Below are 17,660 nucleotides of genomic sequence, written 5' to 3'. Positions count from 1 at the left end.
GCGCGCAGGAGGCGCTCGAACAGAAGGAACGGCGACTGCGTCTCATCGTGCGGAGGTAAACAGCATCGAAACGCGTCGCACGGCTATGGCACGATGCGACTCGCGTGCCGTCGCTCCTTGCCGTCACTTCAGGCGTGAGCGTCCCCGCGAGAATCGGCCACGTCAACTGGATGCGCCGGTTGCGCCCGGTTCACGGCGATCCACTCGCTCAGGATCTTCATCTTTGGCTGACCGGCAACACAGTCAGGATACGCAAAATAGTAGCGCGACCCTGTCTCGACAAAGGTATCGAACGGCATGACGAGGCGCCTCGCCGCCACGTCTTCACTCACCAGCGTCCGGTCACTGATGGCCACACCGAAGCCCTGCATGGCCGCGTTCGTTGCCAGATCGAGTGTGTCGAAACTCGGCCCAAGGTTCGCATCGACCCCGGATGCGCCGGCATGATCGAGCCACAACTTCCAGTCCCGATGGTCGCGCGTCGGATGCAGCAGAGTGAATTGAGCAAGATCGTCAACGCATTTGAGCGGCGTTTTGCCCAGCAATTCAGGAGCACAGACGGGTGTGATCTGCTCCTCGAAGAGCGGCACGGCGTGAACATCGACTCCGGGCGACGAACCATAGATGATGGCGGCATCGAACGGCTCGGCCTGGAAGTCGACGTCATGCTGCCAGGTCGTCGTGATCTGAAGCTGCAGGTCGGGATGTTCGACCTGAAAACGCATGATCCTGGGCAGCATCCATCGCATGACACACGTCGGCACCTTTAATGCGACATCCGTGCGCTGGCGTGTGAGTCGCAGCGAGACTTCTTCGATGCGCCCAAAGCTCTCCCTGACCGTCGGCAACAGCATCTCGCCTTCAGCCGTCAGCGTGAGTCCTTTCGGGCCACGGATGAACAGCGGAAACTGGTAATAGTCCTCCAGCGCGAGAATCTGGCGGCTGACGGCCCCTTGCGTCAGGTATAGATACTCGGCCGCGCGGGTGAAACTGCGGTGTCGAGCCACCATTTCGAAAACCTGGAGTGCGTGTAGTGGAGGAAGTCGTCTCATGGATGCAGCCGTCCCGTACGAAGGGGCGTCTAATGCAGGATCTTGCCCAGAAAATCTCTCGCCCGCTCGGACCTGGGATTCGCGAAAAACGCTTCCTTCAGGTCATCTTCGACAATGCCTCCGTGATCCATGAATATCACACGGTGCGCGACCTTCCGGGCAAAGCCCATTTCGTGCGTCACACACATCATCGTCATGCCTTCCTGTGCGAGTTCGACCATCACGTCGAGCACCTCGTTGATCATCTCCGGATCGAGCGCCGAGGTTGGCTCGTCGAACAGCATCGCGACCGGGTCCATCGACAGCGCGCGGGCGATCGCGACGCGCTGCTGCTGGCCGCCGGAAAGCTGGCCGGGATGCTTGTCGGCGTGGGCACGCAGGCCGACCCGGTGAAGCAGTCGCAGCGCCTTGTCGGCTGCCTCGTCCCTCCGCCGTCCGAGCACCTTCACCTGCGCGAGCGTCAGGTTGTCTGTGATCGACATATGCGGGAAAAGCTCGAAATGCTGAAATACCATGCCAACCTTCGAGCGCAGTTTCGACAGATTCGTTTTTGCGTCACCGACCGACTCACCGTTGATCGTGATCTCGCCGCCCTGGAACGGCTCGAGTCCATTGACGGTCTTGATCAGCGTCGACTTGCCCGAGCCCGACGGACCGCATACCACCACCACTTCGCCTTTCTTCACTTCGGTGCTGCAATCAGCGAGCACCTGGAACTGACCGTACCATTTCGATACGTTGCTGATGGAAATCATGTTGAATCCTGTCTTCCGTGATGTCGTGCTGCCGCCGTATCCGTTCGCTCGGGCGATCGCGGCTTGCATCGCCGCGGCGCCCAGGAAGTGAAAAATGATTCAGTGCGCGGTGCGTGCCGCGATCAGCCGGCAGGCATGGGCCGGCATCTCCGCCAGCACCTGTACGCCGACCGCAAGGGAAGGCGTCTCGCGCGGCGTCGTAGCCGCTGTCAGCATGAAGCCGTCGCAGTCGATGGTGGCCTCGATCGAAGCTCCGACGTCGCGCACGAATGTGACCTTGCCGGCAAGAACGTTCGGTCCCGGCGTCGCGTCGATGGGCCGCACGCACACGTCCTCCGGCCGGATCAGCAGACGGATATCGCCCGCTGTGCGCGCCACGCGGGAAGCGGCATGCACGACGATCGTCCGGCCGCCCGGCAAGCCGATTCTGTCCTCGCCATCGAAAGTCACGGGCAGGATGTTGCCGAGCCCGATGAAGTCCGCCACGAACTCGCTCACGGGATCGCGGTAGATATCGAGCGGCCGGCCGACCTGGGCGATGCGCCCTTTTTCCATCACTACGATCTCGTCTGCCATCGTCATGGCTTCGCGCTGATCGTGCGTGACCATGATCGTCGTAATGCCCAGGCGCTGCTGCAGCACCCGGATCTCCACCTGCATGGCTTCGCGCAGCTTCGCGTCGAGCGCCGAGAGCGGCTCGTCGAGCAGCAGCAATTTCGGCGATGACGCAATGGCGCGCGCAATCGCGACGCGCTGACGCTGTCCACCCGAGAGCTGGGTAACGGGCCGGTTGGCCATATGCGGCAACTGGATCAGTTCGAGCAGTTCGCCAACGCGTCTTGCCTGAGCGCCACGCTCGACACGGCGCAACCGCAACGGATACGCGACGTTTTCCGCGACGCTCATGTGCGGGAACAACGCGAGCGACTGGAACACCATGCCGAAATCGCGCCGGTTCGCCGGCACATGGGTGAGGTCGCGGCCCGCAAACATCACCGAGCCGGAAGTCGGCGTTTCGAGCCCGGCAATCATCCGCAACAACGTCGTCTTGCCGCAACCGGATGGCCCGAGAAAGCAGACGAGCTTGCCGTCGGGCACGCTCAGATCGACATGATCGACGGCGAACGTGTTGTGAAAGCGCTTGGTGACGGCCTGAAGTGTCAGATGAGTCATGAGCATTCCTTATCCCTGTGATCCTGTAATGGCGAAGATCAGAGCGCCACGCCTTCGTCGCCGACGAGCTTTTCGAGCAGCCAGATCAGGGCAAAGTCGATCAACACGATGACCACCGCGAACGAAAACACGGTCGGGTCCAGCGACGAGACCGTGCGGCTGTAGAGCCAGACGGGCAGCGTCATCGTGTTGATGCTGTAAAGAAAAAACGTCACCGTGAACTCGTTGAACGAGATGATGAACGCGAACAGCATTCCGGCGAGGATGCCCGGGCGCATGAGGGGCAGCACGACATCGAAGAGCGCGCGATGCGGGCTTGCGCCCATCACGCAGGCGGCTTCTTCGAACTCCGGCCCGACGGACGCGACGGACGCCGCGCAGTTCTTCACCGTGAACGGCAGCGCGAGAATCACGTGCGCGATGATGAGCCGCAACACGCCGAGTTCCACCGGCAATGCGTTGAAGACGAGCAGCAGCGAAAGCCCCAGCATGACGAGCGGATAGACGAGCGGCAGCGCAACCAGTTGCTCGATGATCGCCTTGCCGCGGAAGCGGTAACGCGAGAGAGCGTACGCGGCCGGCACGGATATCGCGGTGGCGATCAGCATCGTCGAGATGGCAACGACAAGGCTCGTCGTCAGCGCGGCGCCCATCGACAGCACGTCGCCCGCATCGGGCGACACGAACGCATGCCACGCCGCGCGATACCAGTGCAGACCGAAGCTTTGGGGTGGAAATTCGAGCGTGTCCGAATTGCCGAATGACATCGTGATCATCGTCAGGATCGGCAGCGCGGCGAGAAACAGCACGACTGTCGCGAGCAACCCTGTTAGCCGGCCGAGCCGGCCGGGCATGGCCGCGGGAATACGCAAGGTGCTCATGAGCGGGACTCCCCGTGACGTTGCAGCGTGCGCACGAGCCGTTGCGAGATGGCCATCACGGTGAGTGTCGCCACCATCAGCACGACACCCGATGCGGATGCAGCGGGCCAGTTCAGCAACGGCGCAATCTGGTCGTGCACCAGTACGGCGAGCATCGGCACGCGGCGTCCGCCGAGCAGCAGCGGCACCGCAAATGCGCTCGCGTTATAGGCGAACACGAGCAGCGCCCCGGACACGAGCCCTGGCATGGCCAGCGGCAGCACCACATGACGCATCGTCTGCCAGCGTGTCGCGCCAAGCGTGGCGGCCGCCTCTTCGTACGAGTGCGATATCGCGCGCATCGCGCTCGATATCGGCAGCACGGCGAGCGGAAACGCCGTCTGGATCAGGCCAAGCAGCACGCCGTTCTCGCGATACAGCCACTGCAACGGCCGCCGGATGACGCCTGCCGCGAGTAGCGCGTGATTGACGAGGCCCGCGGGTCCGAGCATCACGAGCCATCCATAGCCTTGCAGCAGCAGGTTGACCAGCAGCGGCAACAGCACGCCAGCAAGCAGAAGCCGCCGCGCGAGGCGCGATTGCGTGCGCGCCAGCGCGAGCGCCACGGGAATCGCGAGCACAACCGCACAGACCATGCTCTGCAATGCGAGCCGCAGCGTCAGCCACAGAGAATGCAGGAAGTACTCGTCCCTCAGCTCCACATAGTTTTGCAGCGTGAACGCATGCCACTCGTTGCCAGGCTCGCCGAAGCTCATGCGCAGCACCGCGACGGCGGCCGCGACCAGCACCGCGAGAAACGCGAAGATCGGCGCGAGCAGCAACCACGGCGGCACGCGAGGCAACGCCGGAGGAACACGGCGCTGCCCTGCGGCCTCGTCTGCGGATGCCGCCTGCCCGGCGCGGCGTGATGAGAGCGCAGGCATGTCCATCACGCCGCAAAGAGCGCGGTGTAGCGCTTGATCCATGCAGGCTGGACGGTGGCCAGCGTCTTGTCGTCATGCAATATTGCCTTCTCGGCGATCTGCTGCGGCGACGGCACGAACGCGCGGCTCTGAGCCGGGATGACGGCCTTCCCGTTGACGGGACCGTTGAGCACGTCTGCGGCCATGCGCCCCTGGACGCCCGCATCGAGCGAATGATTGATGAACGCATGGATCAGATCGAGATCGCCGGGATGTGCTTTCGGAATCACGGTGAACATCAACTGCGTCGCGAAGCCCTCTTTCATTCCGTAGGTCACGCCCATCCGGTATTCCGGTTTGCGGATCTGATCGGGGAAGAATGCCGGGGCGTAGATGCCGCCGATATCGAGCGAGCCCGTACGGAACAGATCGGCGACCTGGTTCGGGTTTTCTCCCAGCGTCAGCACGCGTTCCTTCAACTGTGCAAGCCGCGCGAATCCCGGCTCGATGTTCTGCTGCGAGCCACCTGCCATCTTCGCCGCGATGATCGCGAGATCGACAGCCTCGGCCCATTCCGGCGGCGGCAGGAAAAGCCGGCCCGCGTACTTCGGGTCCCACAGCGCTTCATAGCTTGCGGGCGGCGTCTTCACGGTCGATGTGTTGTAGATCAGGCCGTCCGACCAGAGCAGATAGCCGACGCCAAAGCCATTGGCGCCCGTGCGGTACTGCGGGGCGACGTCCTTCAGGTTGGGAAGCTTGTCCAGATCCGGTTTCATCAGCAGGCCTGCGTCCGCGAGACCCGACGCACCGACACCCGCTAGCGTGATCACATCGTACGTAGGCCGCTCGCCGGCAGCCTTCAGCTTCGCGACCATCCCGGAGGTGCCGTCCGCGCGATCAGCGATGACCTGGGCACCCGTCTTCTGGCTAAACGTATTCGCGATGTTGCGCAACGCCGCCGCGCCCGTGTCGTCGGACCACGTCAGGAGCCGCAGCGTCTTGCCGGCGAAGCTCTTCTCCTGTGCCCTGGCAGTACTGATGAATGGCATCGGCAGTGCCGATGCCGCCAGCGCCGCGCCAATCGTCTTGATAGCCTGCCTTCTGCCCCGTTTGATGTCTTGCATGGTCGTCTCCAGTTTCAGTCGCGTGGCCGCGTGTCGGCGTGGTGGTGAATCAACTGTAGGTTCGTCAAAAACGCGCAACAAACGAAATCTCTGCATGCGCATCATGACGTGAACTCATGGGTAGCCGATGCGCTGCGCCGCGGGTGGTTGCCCTTTTGGCATCAGGATCTGCTTGATTTCCTGGAAGGCAGCGAGGCCGAACGGACCGAGTTCACGGCCGATGCTGCTGCGCTTGTAGCCACCCCACGAGGTCTGCGGAAAGATCAGCTGCGGTGCATTGATCCACACGACGCCCGCTTCCAGTTCGCGGGCGACTCTGCTGCCGCGCGCCGCGTCCTCCGTGACGACCGTTGCAACGAGGCCGAACTCGGTGTCGTTGGCGACCCGGACTGCCTCTTCCTCTGTATCGAAACTGCGCACGCAAAGTACCGGACCGAAGATCTCTTCGCGCCACAACACGCTGTCGGACGGGACATCGACAAACAACGTCGGTTTCACGAAGTATCCTGGCCCGGACGGCACCGAGCCCTCGATCACCAGACGTGCGCCGGCGGCCTTGCCCTGTGCGATGAACCGCTGCACGCGCTCATACTGGCCGCGGTTGGTGAGCGGCCCCATCTGCACTCCCGCCGCGAACGGATCGCCCACTACGGTCTGCGTGACGCGCTGCGCCAGTCGTGCGACGAGCTCGTCGGCGACTTGCCGCTCGACCAGTACCCGCGACGTGGCAGAACACATCTGGCCTGCGTTGAAAAATCCGCCCGCCGCGACCAGATCGGCAGCCAGTTCGAGGTCCGCGTCCGCGAACACGATAATGGCCGACTTGCCGCCCAGCTCGAGCCCCACACCCTTGATGGTGTCCGCCGCCGTCTTCATGACCTGCGCGCCCACCGCGGTACTGCCCGTGAATGAGACTTTCGCGACGAGTGGATGCGCAACAAGCGGAGCGCCGACGTCAGTGCCCGTGCCCGTCAGAACGTTCACCACGCCGCGCGGCACACCGGCTTGCGCCAGGATGGCGGCGAGCTCGAGCTCGGGCAGCGGCGTTATTTCCGAAGGCTTGAGCACGACGGTGCACCCGGCCGCGAGCGCGGGCGCAAGCTTCCAGGCCGTGGTGACCATCGGGAAATTCCATGGCACGATCAGCGCAACGACGCCGGCCGGCTCGCGGCTGATCTGCGCGTGATAGTCGCTGCTCGGGATCGCAACGCTGGATAGGCCCGTCCGATCCATGCTGTCGGCCAGGTCCGCGTAGTAGTCGAAGGTGGCAATGACATCACCCACATCGGTCTGCGCTTCGGCCAGCGGCTTGCCGTTATTGAGCGACTGGAGCGCCGCCAGATGTGTGCGGCGCGCCTCGACGCCGCGCGCGATAGCACGGAGAAGAGCGGCACGAGCGGCCCCCGTCGTATTCTTCCAGCTGCGCAGGGCCCGGGCCGCGGCTTGCACCGCACAGTCGACGTCAGCGGCGTCGGCCGCCGCTACCTCCGCAATCTTCTGCTCCGTCGACGGGTTGACGACGCACAGACGGCGTCCCGTTTCTGCTGCTCGCCAGCAGCCATCGATGTACAGTTCGGTGCGCAACGGGATGCCCGACGGGAGGAGGTTGTCCGGTTTCATGCAGGCACCCGTGCGAACCAGTCCGCTTCATCGATCTCGATCACCGTCGGGATGTCCCGCCGCACGGCATGACGCAGTTGCGCCGCAAGCGCGAGCGGAGTGTCGGCCCGGCAGGCTGCGCATCCGAAACCGCGCGCCAGCGCCATGAAGTCCGGTGTGTGAATGTCGACGCCGACGGGAACAATGCCGCGTGCGGCCATGTACTTGCGGATCTCACCATAGCCGAAGTTGTTCCACAGCAGCACGATCGCGGGAACCCGTGCTTCGACGGCGCTCGCCAGTTCAGGCAAGGTGAACTGCAGGCCGCCGTCGCCGATCAGACATACGACAGGGCGCTCGGGCGCCGCGAGCTTCGCGCCTATTGCAGCGGGCAGACCGTAGCCGAGCGTGCCATAACCGGTCGACGAATTGAACCAGGAACGCGGAGCCGGAGCGTCGTATGCAAAGTTGCCCGCATAGACGGGACTCGTCGAGTCACCCGCGATGATCGCATCCGGCAGCATGCCGATAATCGTGTCGATCAGATGCATCTGTGAGCGCGTCGGCCGGTCGTAGCCTTCCATCAGGGCCTCTCGTACGGCCGCAACACGCGGAGCGCCCCAGTCGGACTGCGGCGCGTGCGCGGCGCATTCGTGCAGTCGCGTCGAAAGGCTGCCGAGCGCGTGCCTCGCGTCGCCTGCGATGGCCACATCCGGGCGCAGGTTGCGCATCAGCTGCTGACCATCGATATCGATGCGGATCAGCAGGCCCTCGATCGCGAAGCCGCCGTCGAACATCACGTCATAATCGGTTTCCCCCAGCTCGGTCCCGACGGCGAGCACGACATCCGCTTCGCGAACCATTGCCCGCGTTGGCGCCAACGATTGTGTCGAGCCGATGAGGAGCGGGTGACCAGCGGGCAGAAGGCCTTTGGCATTGATGGTCAGTGCGACGGGCGCCTGCAGGCGTTCGGCGAGTTCACGGAGCTCGACGGGTGCATCCGACGCTCCGCCGCCAGCAAGGATCAGTGGCCGTCGCGCCCCGGCGAGCAGGTCTGCAGCCGCAGCCAGGGCATTTGGGCAGGCAGCGGGCTTTGCGGGCAGCGCGGTGGATATGAGATTCATGCCAACCGCTGGCGCCACGATCACGTCGAGCGGAATCTCGATGTGCACCGGTCGCGGTCGGGCACTCCCAAAAACCGCGAATGCACGGGCCAGCACCTGCGGCAGTTCCGCGGCATCGAGCAGCGTGTGCGAGAACGCGGTGAACCCGCTGAACACATCCTGCTGCGATGGCAACTCGTGCAGACGTCCGTCCCCTGTGCCCAGTTGGCGTCGCGCGTTCACACTTGAGATAACGAGCATTGGAATGGAGTCCGCATAAGCCTGCGCGATCGCGGTCGCCATGTTGGTCATGCCAGGCCCGGTGATGACGAAACACACGCCCGGCTTGCCGGTCACGCGCGCATATCCGTCCGCCATGAAGCCCGCGCCCTGTTCGTGGCGCGGCGTAACGTGCCGGATCGTCGAAGCGCCGAGTCCCCGATAGAGTTCGACCGTATGTACGCCCGGGATACCGAACACGTACTGGACACCATATCCCTCCAGCAAAGCGACAAGCGCTTCGCCACATGTGAGATTTGTCGCAGGCCGCGCGGGCGGCCTTGTTCCCGCTTCATCGAAGTGGGCAATAGTTTCGGGAAAGTTCATCGCCTGTCACGTTCCTGGTTGGTACCGTCCCAAACGGATACGGTAGCTGTCACCTGTGAAGACACTGCGTGGTCCAGATCATTGTTGGGGTTCGTGCGACGTCGAACAATCGATAAGTTTTCATGGCGCGCATGACCGTCGCGCATGACCACAGGAAAACCCTCATGCGGTCCACGCGACCGGGAGACAGCGCAAAACTTTGTCCGAATACAGACCGCGGAATTCGGGCAGCCGAAAACGCGCAGGCCGCTGGCGCAGTGCGATTCGACGAAGTTGGATCAACGGGTGTGCAGGACAGCGGCGCGGATGTGTGGGGTGCAAGCGGCAGCGCCGGACCTTTCTCCGCGCGCCCTGTCGACGCATCTTCCAAGATCAGCCGATAGCCGATCATGCAGAACGAGCGGCAGGCTCGCGCCGCGATCGAAGGCGCGATCAGAGTGTCGTCGCGAGCCCATCCTGCGCCCGTCACGCCCTCACGTCGGCTTGTTCTCCCCCGGGGGCTGTCGGGCCATCCCACACAGCGTGTGAGCTCGCTTCTTTCGGACTACATTTCGTTCGCGGCGATCCGGCTGGGCAACAGGGCTCCCGTCCGTTCGAGGACCGGGTACGCGGCGGCAGCCACGATATGTGAATTAATGAGCTTCAGGTCACGCAGCAGATCGAGGTGCAGTGCGCTGGTCTGGGCGGTGTCGATGCGACCGGAGCGCAGCCGCTCGAAGTGCGAAGCCGTCACAGTGGTTTCCGCTTCCCTGAAGGCCACCTTCTCGTCAGCCAGCATGCGTGCCGTGCCCGGGTCCTCCGTCATGAACAGCGAAGCGGCCGTACGGAGATTGGCCATCAGGCGGTCCAGCATGGCCAGCAGTTCCGCTTCCCCTTCCTTTGAAAACGCGAGTCCGCGCTTCACGCGCTTGGTGGCGTGCGGGAGCAGGTTCCGATCCACCACGTCGCCAGCCTGCTCGATGTTGATAGCGAACGTCAGGATCTCGTGCAGCCGCCGATGGTCGTTCTCAGAAAGCTGTTCGGGATCGAGCGACGTCAGGTACGTCTTGATCGCGGTATTCAGGTGGTCGAGGATGTCATCGCGCCGGCGGGTTTCCACAATCAGTTTCCGGTCGCCGTCCACCAGCGCGGCGCGGGCACCCGCCAGCATCTCGCCGAGCACATCGGCCAGACGCAGTGCTTCACGTGCCGCATTGCCCAGCGCCACCATCGGCATCTGCCGTGCGGCCGGGTCCAGATACAGCGGCCGCGACGGATCGGCTGGGTCGACGCGCTGGGGCAGCAGCCGGGCCAGCAGTCGCGCGTAGGGAGACAGCACCGGCAGGAACAGGCAGGCGAGCACCAGGTTGAAGAGCGTATGAAAATCGGCAACCACCCGGGCATTGTCCGGTTCCATCGCGACCATGAGCTGGCCAAGCGGCCCGAGCACGGCGAGCACCATCACGACGCCCACGGCCCGGGAGAGCAGATTGCCCACCGGCAAGCGCTTCGACGCCGGATCGCCTGCGGTGGTCCCTTCCAGCAGCGGGTTGATGGCGGTGCCGAGATTCGCGCCCAGCACCAGTGCGAATGCGGCCTCGGGCGGCACCACGTTCTGCGCACACAGCGACATGATGAGCAGGACGATCGCCACGCTCGAATGCGCGGCCCACGTGAGACCCGCCGCCAGCAGCACGTCCACCACCGGCACAGTGGATGCGGCACCCAGGAGCATGCGCAGACTGGGCGCGTCATCGTAGTCTGACATCAGCCCGAGCAACTGATGCAGCGCGAGCAGCATCAGGCCCAGCCCGATGACCGCGCGACCCAGATCGTGTGCGCGGGTGTTCGACGCTTTCCGGAACATCAGCACGCCGACGAGTATCAGCGCCGGCGAGGCCGCTGCAACATCGAACGACAGCACCTGCACGATCAGGGTCGTGCCGACGTTCGCGCCGAGCATGACGGCGAGCGCGGGGATCAACTCGACGAGGCCGCCAGCAGCGAAGCCGGCCGTCATGAGTCCCGTTGCCGTGCTGCTCTGCAATACCGCGGTGACGCCCATCCCGGCGAGGAACGCGCTCAGTCGCCCGCGCAGGGCACGACCGAGCAGTGAGCGAAGGCTGGCGCCGAATGCACGCTGGATGCCCGTCTGCACCATGTGGGTACCCCACAGCAGCAGCGCAACGGACCCAGCCAGATCAATCAGCGTGAACGTCAACGTCATAGCGCCCTCCGTGCCGAACGACGGGTCATTTGACTCTTCGTACGGGCGTGTCGCGCCTCGCCTGCACGTTCGCATAAGAGCCTGAACCGTTACCGGCTGAACCCGGAGCGAGACTTCCTCTCGCAAGCCCCGGTTGTTGCCGCTATACCGTGCAAATATCAGGCCACGCGCGGTTCACTTCGATTTTGGTGGCCTGCCAGTCTTGACCGGCTCGCCACGCTAGTCTCGCGCAACGCCGATGCCGCGCCCATCGCACCCGACTGCATCGCCCAGATGACGGTTCGGCGCGTCAACCTCAAGCGTTGTTGTGGTTATCTCGTCCCGCAGGGCCGGCTATGCTGACTCGCGTCAGAAAGCCTTACATTTGACGTCCGACTCGCGGCGGCGCGATGGTGTCGCCGCACCGCCACATACGGCCTGCTCGCCCCTCACTCCTTTTTCTCCCGCTCGACCGGTCCGCGCATCGCCGCGATGAGCGCATGCAACTGCCCGATCGTGAATGGTTTGCGAAGCGACTTGCAATCGAACCCAACCTCTTCCGGCGTCGGTGCGTCACGACCCGATGCAAAAACAATCCTGATGCCCGGATTGCGCTCGATAGCCGCCCTCGCCAGCTCAACGCCCGACCGCCCCGGCAGGGCGATGTCCGTGAGAAGCACATCGGTTTTCCCGGTCATCAATGCACGCAATCCTTCTTCTGCATCCGCAGCCTGACGCACGTCGTAGCCCATGCTGGTCAGCAGTTCACTCACCACCTCCCGCGAGCCGTTGTCATCATCTACGACAAGGATTGCGAGGCTTGCCGCTGCATAAGACGGCTCGGACGACGGCGGAACTGCAGACGACGGTGCGAGCGGAGGCTGCACGTCAGTCGTGCCGGCCGGTCCCAGCAGCCGGCGGATTTTCGATGCGAGCTGCTCGCGGCTGTAGGGCTTGCTCAGCAGATGCACACCTGGGTCCAGTCGGCCGCCATGCACGATTGCATTCTGCGTATATCCCGACGTAAACAGGACTTTGAGGTGCGGCAGCATCCTTGTCGCGAGTTTCGCGAGTTCGGTGCTGCGCATCGTGCCGGGCATCACCACGTCCGTGAACATCAGATCGATATGAGTCCCGCTTTGCACGATTGCGAGTGCGCTCTGGGCGTCGTCCGCCTTCAGTACCGTGTAACCCAGTTGTCTGAGCGTTTCGACGGCGGTTGCCTGAACACGTTTGTCATCCTCAACGACGAGAATGGTTTCGGCCCCGCCCGTAGGCACTACCGGTTCTCTGGGTTCGAGGTCGACCGCTTTCTCCATCGAGCGGGGCAGATAGATCTTCACGGTCGTCCCGTGTCCAGGTTCGCTGTAGATCCTGACGTGACCACCGCTTTGCTTGATGAAGCCGTACGCCATGCTCAGGCCTAACCCCGTGCCCTGGCCTTCCGGCTTGGTGGTAAAAAAAGGCTCAAAAGCGCGCTCCAGGACATCGCGGGTCATGCCCGTTCCGGTGTCGGTGATCGCGAGCAGCACGTATTGCCCCTCCTGAACGTCAGCGGCCAGCGCAGTGTAGTGCTCATCGAGCATTGCGTTCGACAGTTCCAGCGTCAGCTTGCCGCCCTCAGGCATGGCGTCGCGGGCGTTGATGGCCAGGTTCAGCACAACATTCTCGAGATGGTTCGGGTCGACGAGCGTATTCCAGAGGCCACCCGCGATGACGGTCTCGACGTCGATTACTTCGCCCAGCGCCCTTCTGAGAAGATCATCCATGCCCCGCAACATCACAGCCAGATTTACGACAATTGGCTGCAACGCCTGACGGCGTCCGAACGCGAGCAGCTGAGAGGCGAGATTGGCCCCGTGCTCGACCGCTTCAATTGCCTTGTACAGACGTTCTCCTGTCCAGGCATCGCGGCCATGGCGGCCTTCGAGCAATTCAAGGTTGCCGCGCAACACCTGCAGCACATTGTTGAAATCGTGTGCGACACCGCCGGTCAGTTTTCCGAGCGCCTCCATCTTCTGGGACTGGAGCAGCGCCGCCCGTGCCTTTTCCAGTTGCTCCTGCGCGGTCTTGCGTTCCGTGACGTCCCGGGTGATCTTGGCGAACCCGACCAGCTTTCCGTCTTCGTCGCGGATTGCGTCAATTACGACATTGGCCCAGAACCGGCTGCCATCTTTCCTGACCCGCCAGCCCTCGTCCTCAAACCGGCCTTCCCTCTCAGCGGTCTGCAGGCCACGTTCTGGCAGACCCTGAGCGGCGTCTTCGGCCGTGTAAAACCGCCTGAAGTGCGTTCCGATCACTTCACTGGCCTCATAGCCCTTGATACGTGTCGCCCCCAGGTTCCAGTTCGTCACGAGTCCCACAGGGGACAGCATGAATAGTGCGTAGTCGGTTACCCCTTGCATCAGCAGCCGGAACCGCCGCTCACTTTCGATCACGGCTTCATGGGCCATGCGTTTGTCGGTTGTGTCGCGCACGATCTTTCCGAAGCCGATGAATGTACCGTCAGCGGTGTGCAGCGAGGTAATCACGATACTGGCCCAGAAACGCGTGCCGTCCTTGCGCACCCGCCAGCCTTCCGTTTCGTATTGCCCGTGCTCCCGCGCGGCCCGCAGACCTGCTTCCGGGACGCCGTTGCGCCCGTCCTCGTCCGTGTAGAAGACGGAAAAATGGCGGCCGATGATTTCGTCGGCGTCGTAGCCTTTGATACGTCTGGCACCAGGATTCCAGCTGGCAACCTCCCCTCGCTCCGTGAGCCTGAAGATCGCATATTCCGAAACGCGCATGACCAGGGACTGCAGCCATAAAGAATCGATATCGTGGTACTGCTCGCCTTTCATCAGACCCCCTCGTCGATGTTGACGTCCGATAAAGTTGAAGTCTGCACTCTTGCAACAGATATCCCGGCGACCATTGCGCGTTCCGTCGTACCCGGGCTGACCAAACCGGTGCTGTGGGGCGATGTTCTCCCCCGCGAGCCCGCCGACCTTCAGGATTATGCATCAGGCGAAATCCGCACCTGATGTGCACTGCGTTGCCCGTCGACTTTTTGCGAAGGACGGACGTGCTGCGATCGGCCGCGTGGCGTAGGATCAGGTTGGACCGTTGGGGTATTCCATGAACGCAGCGGCCGGAAATTTGGGGGCACCATGGCGCAGACGAGTCCGATAGACGAACTTGCCATGATCAACGCGAACATACGCGATTGCGAACGACGAATAGCGGAACAAAAGCGCCGCCTGGAGTCAATCAGCAAAAGCCCATCCACTCGCCAGGATTCTGAAGAGCTGCATAAAAACCTGACAGTCAGCCTGGAGGTACTTCAGGAGCTTCGAAGACTGGTCATGATGGAAGTGGAAGAAGCCGAAAAGGGGCATGGCAGATTTTTCTGGCAATAAGTTCGTGCCCGCAGGGCTGGATACCGTTTCGTCCGCACGATCCTCATTGGCCCAAAAATCACAGCTTCTGACGCGCTGGGGCGACGCGGCGCATTCCATCGACATGCGTATGGCCGCCACGTAGCGTTGGGCGTCCATCTGACATGAAGTGACAAGCGTCTCTTGCTGGCCTGCAATACGCGTTCACCCACCCGCCGAAAGCTGCCTTTGAAGACTCCAACGTCGGCTCTGTAGAACGTTCACGGAACTGGTGCTCCCGGCCATCTGCGGTCACTGGTCCTTGCATTTTCACTGGCATTCGAGCGTCGGCAATGCATCGCACCGCGGACATCGGCTCATCTACCGTGTTTAAAGTCTCGTTGGTCTCCTGCGAAGAAGGGACTACAAGGACAACCTCCAGGCGGGCAACCTTGACGACGTGAGATTAACTTGTTCGATCGATCGACCGCTGAGTTCGTATCTATCGTCACCTTGTCTGAGGTTCGCAGCACGCGCGCTTGTGCTGAACAGGCGGACACGGTACCGAGCCGAATGAACAGAATACGCAGCAGTCGCCCGGCTTCGGACGCAGCAGCGCATGACAGGCTGGACACCCGTAGTACAACTGGCATGCATCCGTGGGCATGATTTCGGGCGTAGCAGCTCCGCATTGCGGGCAGGTCAGGACAGATGTGAGAACGATTGTGCTCACGGTGGGGGTCTTCCTGTCGAGTTCAACTGTCACCGCGCTGACGCCCGGGGACTTCCGACGAAGCGTCCCTCCACCATCGCTGACGTATCAGATGGTCAAGCGACAAGGCTCCGGCTCCCCGGCACAGCAGGACGAGCAGCATGGCTGCCCACTGAATATGCGTCGGCCACGCCTGCGGGTAGACAAAGATCTCGATCACGGAGGTCATCCCGAGCAGAACCAGCGCGGCGGGCCTGACGCCCAAGCCGAGCACCAGCAACACCGGCATACTCAGTTCTATCGATACCGCAATGTATGCCGCCACATCCGGCGGCAATACCGGTATCCGGTATTCGTCGCGAAACAGTTCGAGTGCCGCATCCCAGTTCGCGAGCTTGGTCATCGCCGAATTCCAGAAAATCGTTGCGACCGCGAGGCGCAGCGGAATGGCCAGCAGCCAGTATGGCACGCGTTGCAGCAACTGAACTGCGCACTGAAAGACGTTGCGGCCGTCTGCAGAGTTGGAGAGGCGAGTCATGTTGATGTTCTCTGCTTGATCCGGATGCAGCTTGCAGTTTTCGACGTCTGTGCGAAGCATCCGCGCGCCAGGTATGCACCGACGAGTGCAAAACCATCCGCTTCGGGCGCGCATGCCAGCGCCGCGTCGAGCGCCTCGCCCGCAAAAAGCGCCTTGCTGATGTGCCACTCTCCAACGCTCAAGCGCAGCGTATCGACGCCTTCGGTCACGCGTTGCACGAGCAGATAAACCGGACCGGCCGCAAGCTCGATCCCGCGCAGCGCAGCGTCGTCCTGCTGAAGCACGGCGCGCCAGATAGCGTCGGCGGGAGCGTCGCAGCGCAGCAGCCGCGTGGCAGGGTGAGGCGACAACCGCAGCGTGCCGAGCGCGTCCTCGTCGAGCCGTTCGAGACACGCGGGATCGAGAGGCGGGACGTCGGGGGCGTGCAGTACGCCATTCACCTGCCATTCGAACTGCGCGACGTCGGCCACATACGACACCGATGAGAGCTGCGGCATCTTCCCGAGGAAGGCCGGAAACTGTGCGCCATATTCGTCGAGCCATGCGCTGCGCGGCGGCTCGGCGCGCACGAACAGGCGCACCGCGCCCTCAAAGAAGTCCGCGCCGACCAGGCGTTGAACGGCGGGAAAGGCAAGCCGCAGCGCATTGACCAGCACACCTTCCGCCGTGTTCCGGTAAATGTTCAGGCGGGTTGGCGTATCGAGACCATCGGCGAGCACGACGGCGTCCGCGCCTTCATCGGCACCTTCCAGCAGGCTCCGGCGCATTGTCCGTTGAAGCTCAGCCAGCGATGGCGCGTGCATGTTCATGTCGAACTACCTCCAATGCCGATTCCGCTATTGCGGCCTCCTCGATGAGAACATCGAGTGACGGCACGTCGGTGTCCCATTCGATCAGCGTTGGCACGGGCCCGAAGCGTTGCAGCGCAGCTGCGTAGAGCGCCCACACTGGCGGCGCGACACGTGAGCCGTGATCGTCGATGCGCAGCGCGCGGCCGCCCTCGAGTTGCCTCACGCTGTGGCCTGCAAGATGAATTTCGCCGATGGCCGCCGATGGCAGCGCGTCGATATACGTGTGTGGATTCCAGCCATGATTGCACGCGCTCACGTAGATGTTGTTCACGTCGCACAGGAGTCCGCATCCCGTGCGTTGTGCGAGATGCGCGAGAAACTCCCACTCCGGTATCGTCGAATGCGAAAAGCGAAGATAGGTGGACGGGTTCTCCACGAGAATTCGCCGTCCTAGTGCCGTCTGCACCTGATCGACGTTCCGGCACACGACGTCGAGCGCTTCTTCGGTCATCGGCAACGGCAGCAGATCGGCGAGGTACGTGCCGCCTGCCACGCTCCAGGCAAGATGCTCGGACACAAGGCCAGGCTGCACACGCTTGATGACCTGACTCACGCGTGCAAGATGGGCGGCGTCGAGCCCATCGGCACTGCCGAGCGACAGGCCCACGCCGTGCAGGGACACCGGATAGTCGCGGCGTATGGCATCCAGACAGCGTGTAGCGGGACCGCCGCCCATGTAGTTTTCAGTGTGTACCTCGAACCACGCCGCGGCCGGACGTTCATCGAGCACGGCACGATGATGGCGAAAACGCAAACCCACGCCGGCCGCTGTGGGAATCGCGCCGGTCGGCACGCGTGCGCGGCTGACGGTTGCGCTCATGGC

Annotated in this window: 16 protein-coding genes; 2 read left to right on the top strand and 14 right to left on the bottom strand. The window is 63.1% G+C overall.

Annotated elements, in window-relative coordinates; translation table 11 throughout:
- Positions 1-128: 128 nt before the first annotated feature.
- From AB4Y32_RS25780 to AB4Y32_RS25735, 10 genes are all read right to left on the bottom strand, one after another.
- Positions 129-1,052, bottom strand: coding sequence for a LysR substrate-binding domain-containing protein (locus tag AB4Y32_RS25780; RefSeq protein WP_368724065.1), 924 nt, complete (start codon positions 1,050-1,052; stop codon positions 129-131).
- 29 nt (positions 1,053-1,081) lie between these two features.
- Positions 1,082-1,807, bottom strand: coding sequence for an amino acid ABC transporter ATP-binding protein (locus tag AB4Y32_RS25775; protein ID WP_368724064.1), 726 nt, complete (start codon positions 1,805-1,807; stop codon positions 1,082-1,084).
- Between the two features lie 99 nt (positions 1,808-1,906).
- Entirely contained in the window at positions 1,907-2,980 is a 1,074-nt protein-coding gene (locus AB4Y32_RS25770) for an ABC transporter ATP-binding protein (protein ID WP_368724063.1), read from the bottom strand.
- 38 nt (positions 2,981-3,018) lie between these two features.
- Positions 3,019-3,861, bottom strand: coding sequence for an ABC transporter permease (locus AB4Y32_RS25765; protein ID WP_368724062.1), 843 nt, complete (start codon positions 3,859-3,861; stop codon positions 3,019-3,021).
- Positions 3,858-4,784, bottom strand: coding sequence for an ABC transporter permease (locus tag AB4Y32_RS25760; protein WP_368724061.1), 927 nt, complete (start codon positions 4,782-4,784; stop codon positions 3,858-3,860). Before AB4Y32_RS25760 ends, AB4Y32_RS25765 begins: the two co-directional genes overlap by 4 nt.
- Positions 4,785-4,789: 5 nt before the next feature.
- Complete coding sequence (locus tag AB4Y32_RS25755) at positions 4,790-5,887, bottom strand: PotD/PotF family extracellular solute-binding protein (RefSeq protein WP_368724060.1); 1,098 nt, start codon at positions 5,885-5,887, stop codon at positions 4,790-4,792.
- Between the two features lie 114 nt (positions 5,888-6,001).
- A complete protein-coding gene (locus tag AB4Y32_RS25750) occupies positions 6,002-7,507 on the bottom strand; it encodes an aldehyde dehydrogenase family protein (protein ID WP_368724059.1) in 1,506 nt (501 codons plus the stop codon).
- A complete protein-coding gene (locus AB4Y32_RS25745; RefSeq protein ID WP_368724058.1) occupies positions 7,504-9,195 on the bottom strand; it encodes a 5-guanidino-2-oxopentanoate decarboxylase in 1,692 nt (563 codons plus the stop codon). The genes AB4Y32_RS25750 and AB4Y32_RS25745 overlap by 4 nt, the downstream gene beginning before the upstream one ends.
- Positions 9,196-9,739: 544 nt before the next feature.
- On the bottom strand, positions 9,740-11,401 hold the full coding sequence (locus AB4Y32_RS25740; RefSeq protein ID WP_368724057.1) for a Na/Pi cotransporter family protein: 1,662 nt from the start codon (positions 11,399-11,401) through the stop codon (positions 9,740-9,742).
- A gap of 428 nt (positions 11,402-11,829) precedes the next feature.
- Complete coding sequence (locus tag AB4Y32_RS25735) at positions 11,830-14,220, bottom strand: PAS domain S-box protein (RefSeq protein WP_368724056.1); 2,391 nt, start codon at positions 14,218-14,220, stop codon at positions 11,830-11,832.
- On the opposite strand from AB4Y32_RS25735, the gene AB4Y32_RS25730 reads away from it, so the two are divergent.
- Both AB4Y32_RS25730 and AB4Y32_RS25725 read left to right on the top strand, forming a co-directional pair.
- Positions 14,200-14,403: a hypothetical protein gene (locus AB4Y32_RS25730; RefSeq protein WP_368724055.1), complete on the top strand. Its 204-nt coding sequence runs from the start codon at positions 14,200-14,202 to the stop codon at positions 14,401-14,403. The genes AB4Y32_RS25735 and AB4Y32_RS25730 overlap by 21 nt on opposite strands.
- 159 nt (positions 14,404-14,562) lie before the next feature.
- Positions 14,563-14,778: a hypothetical protein gene (locus tag AB4Y32_RS25725; RefSeq protein ID WP_368724054.1), complete on the top strand. Its 216-nt coding sequence runs from the start codon at positions 14,563-14,565 to the stop codon at positions 14,776-14,778.
- Positions 14,779-15,244: 466 nt separating this feature from the next.
- On the opposite strand, the gene AB4Y32_RS25720 is transcribed toward AB4Y32_RS25725, so the two are convergent.
- Genes AB4Y32_RS25720 through bufB form a run of 4 tightly spaced genes read right to left on the bottom strand, consistent with a single transcriptional unit; the run spans position 15,245 to position 17,657 of the window.
- A complete protein-coding gene (locus AB4Y32_RS25720) occupies positions 15,245-15,469 on the bottom strand; it encodes a GDCCVxC domain-containing (seleno)protein (protein ID WP_368724053.1) in 225 nt (74 codons plus the stop codon).
- A gap of 22 nt (positions 15,470-15,491) precedes the next feature.
- Positions 15,492-15,986 carry a DoxX family protein gene (locus AB4Y32_RS25715; RefSeq protein ID WP_368724052.1) on the bottom strand — a complete coding sequence of 165 codons (495 nt, stop codon included), beginning with the start codon at positions 15,984-15,986 and terminating at the stop codon, positions 15,492-15,494.
- Complete coding sequence (locus AB4Y32_RS25710; protein WP_368724051.1) at positions 15,983-16,795, bottom strand: DUF2063 domain-containing protein; 813 nt, start codon at positions 16,793-16,795, stop codon at positions 15,983-15,985. Before AB4Y32_RS25710 ends, AB4Y32_RS25715 begins: the two co-directional genes overlap by 4 nt.
- Positions 16,767-17,657: an MNIO family bufferin maturase gene (gene bufB, locus AB4Y32_RS25705; RefSeq protein ID WP_368724050.1), complete on the bottom strand. Its 891-nt coding sequence runs from the start codon at positions 17,655-17,657 to the stop codon at positions 16,767-16,769. Before bufB ends, AB4Y32_RS25710 begins: the two co-directional genes overlap by 29 nt.
- Between the last annotated feature and the right edge of the window lie 3 nt (positions 17,658-17,660).

Origin of the sequence: Paraburkholderia phymatum (assembly GCF_040965635.1) — a bacterium.
GTDB lineage: Bacteria > Pseudomonadota > Gammaproteobacteria > Burkholderiales > Burkholderiaceae > Paraburkholderia > Paraburkholderia phymatum_B.
This window is presented reverse-complemented; position numbering and strand designations above follow the sequence as displayed.

Coding starts and splice junctions, on each gene's coding strand:
- AB4Y32_RS25780 (WP_368724065.1), bottom strand. CDS start 1,052: ATGAGACGACTTCCTCCACTACACGCACTCCAGGTTTTCGAAATGGTG.
- AB4Y32_RS25775 (WP_368724064.1), bottom strand. CDS start 1,807: ATGATTTCCATCAGCAACGTATCGAAATGGTACGGTCAGTTCCAGGTG.
- AB4Y32_RS25770 (WP_368724063.1), bottom strand. CDS start 2,980: ATGACTCATCTGACACTTCAGGCCGTCACCAAGCGCTTTCACAACACG.
- AB4Y32_RS25765 (WP_368724062.1), bottom strand. CDS start 3,861: ATGAGCACCTTGCGTATTCCCGCGGCCATGCCCGGCCGGCTCGGCCGG.
- AB4Y32_RS25760 (WP_368724061.1), bottom strand. CDS start 4,784: ATGCCTGCGCTCTCATCACGCCGCGCCGGGCAGGCGGCATCCGCAGAC.
- AB4Y32_RS25755 (WP_368724060.1), bottom strand. CDS start 5,887: ATGCAAGACATCAAACGGGGCAGAAGGCAGGCTATCAAGACGATTGGC.
- AB4Y32_RS25750 (WP_368724059.1), bottom strand. CDS start 7,507: ATGAAACCGGACAACCTCCTCCCGTCGGGCATCCCGTTGCGCACCGAA.
- AB4Y32_RS25745 (WP_368724058.1), bottom strand. CDS start 9,195: ATGAACTTTCCCGAAACTATTGCCCACTTCGATGAAGCGGGAACAAGG.
- AB4Y32_RS25740 (WP_368724057.1), bottom strand. CDS start 11,401: ATGACGTTGACGTTCACGCTGATTGATCTGGCTGGGTCCGTTGCGCTG.
- AB4Y32_RS25735 (WP_368724056.1), bottom strand. CDS start 14,220: ATGAAAGGCGAGCAGTACCACGATATCGATTCTTTATGGCTGCAGTCC.
- AB4Y32_RS25725 (WP_368724054.1), top strand. CDS start 14,563: ATGATCAACGCGAACATACGCGATTGCGAACGACGAATAGCGGAACAA.
- AB4Y32_RS25715 (WP_368724052.1), bottom strand. CDS start 15,986: ATGACTCGCCTCTCCAACTCTGCAGACGGCCGCAACGTCTTTCAGTGC.
- AB4Y32_RS25710 (WP_368724051.1), bottom strand. CDS start 16,795: ATGAACATGCACGCGCCATCGCTGGCTGAGCTTCAACGGACAATGCGC.
- bufB (WP_368724050.1), bottom strand. CDS start 17,657: ATGAGCGCAACCGTCAGCCGCGCACGCGTGCCGACCGGCGCGATTCCC.